This is a genomic window from Streptomyces silaceus, assembly GCF_001419745.1.
Classification (GTDB): Bacteria; Actinomycetota; Actinomycetes; order Streptomycetales; family Streptomycetaceae; genus Streptomyces; species Streptomyces silaceus.
This window is the reverse complement of the sequence record NZ_LIRJ01000584.1, coordinates 1-1,114: the sequence shown is the minus strand read 5'-3', so window position 1 is coordinate 1,114 and position 1,114 is coordinate 1. Positions and strand designations below refer to the sequence as shown.

Annotated in this window: 2 protein-coding genes; one reads left to right on the top strand and one right to left on the bottom strand. The window is 72.0% G+C overall.

The window, feature by feature from the left end; genetic code table 11:
- Positions 1–293: KH domain-containing protein (locus AOK22_RS37080; RefSeq protein WP_167357935.1), on the top strand; the 293-nt coding region annotated here is incomplete at its 5' end.
- Positions 294–347: 54 nt separating this feature from the next.
- On the opposite strand, the gene AOK22_RS37075 is transcribed toward AOK22_RS37080, so the two are convergent.
- The coding region (locus tag AOK22_RS37075) for an MFS transporter (RefSeq protein ID WP_157872412.1) at positions 348–1,114 on the bottom strand (767 nt) is incomplete at its 5' end.

Below are 1,114 nucleotides of genomic sequence, written 5' to 3'. Positions count from 1 at the left end.
TCCGCGACGAGCTGCCGCACTCCATCGCCGTGGTCGTCGAGGAGATGCTGCCGCGCGAGGACCGCCCGGCGGACAAGCCGCTGCTCGACATCCACGCGTTCGTCTACATCGAGCGGCCCAGCCAGAAGGGCATCATCATCGGCCCCAAGGGCAAGCGGCTGAAGGACGTCGGCATCAAGTCCCGCAAGCAGATCGAGGCGCTTCTCGGTACGCCCGTCTTCCTCGACCTGCACGTCAAGGTCGCCAAGGACTGGCAGAGGGACCCGCGGCAGCTGCGCAAGCTCGGGTTCTGAGGCACCGCCTCCGCGGCCCGCCGCGTGGTTCGGCGCGCGACCTTCTCGCGCGCCTCAGTCCACGCCCTTGATCCGCCGTACGAGGACCGCCCCCGCCAGCCCCACCACCGCCGCCGTCAGGTACAGCACGCGGTAGCCGCCCAGGTGCGTCACGATCGGGGCCGCCAGCGCGGGGGCCGCCACCTGGGGCAGCGAGTTGGCGATGTTGATGATGCCGAGGTCCTTGCCCCGGTCCATGGCCTCGGGCAGGACGTCCGTCATCAGGGCGAAGTCCACCGACGTGAACACGCCGAAGCCGATGCCGAGCACCGCCGCCGCGACGATCGCGCCCGGCCAGGTCTGCCAGAGGGCCAGCAGTCCCGTCGCCACCGCCATCAGCGCGCCCGACCAGATCACGAAGGGCTTGCGGCGGCCGACCCGGTCCGACCAGGCGCCGCCCACCACGACCGTGGCGAGCATCGTCACGCCGTTCACGGCCGTCAGGATCAGCACGCCCTCGTCCGGGTCGGGCCGGTGCAGCCGGTCCCGCAGGAAGTACAAGAGGTAGAGCAGCACCAGCGAGTTGCTGACGTTGATCAGGAAGCGCGTCAGCCACGCCCAGGCGAGGTCCGGGTGGCGGCGCGGGCTGAGCCAGAACCCCGCAAGGAAGCCGCGCCACCGCCACGGCGGACGGTCGGCCACCGCCAGGCGCAGGTCCCGGTGGCGTACGACGTAGGGCAGGACGCCCGCGATCGTGAACACCGCGCAGGCCGCGTACCCCGCGACCGTCCCGCCGGCCACCGTCGCCAGGCCCGTGCCGACGACCACGCCGAGCAGCTGCG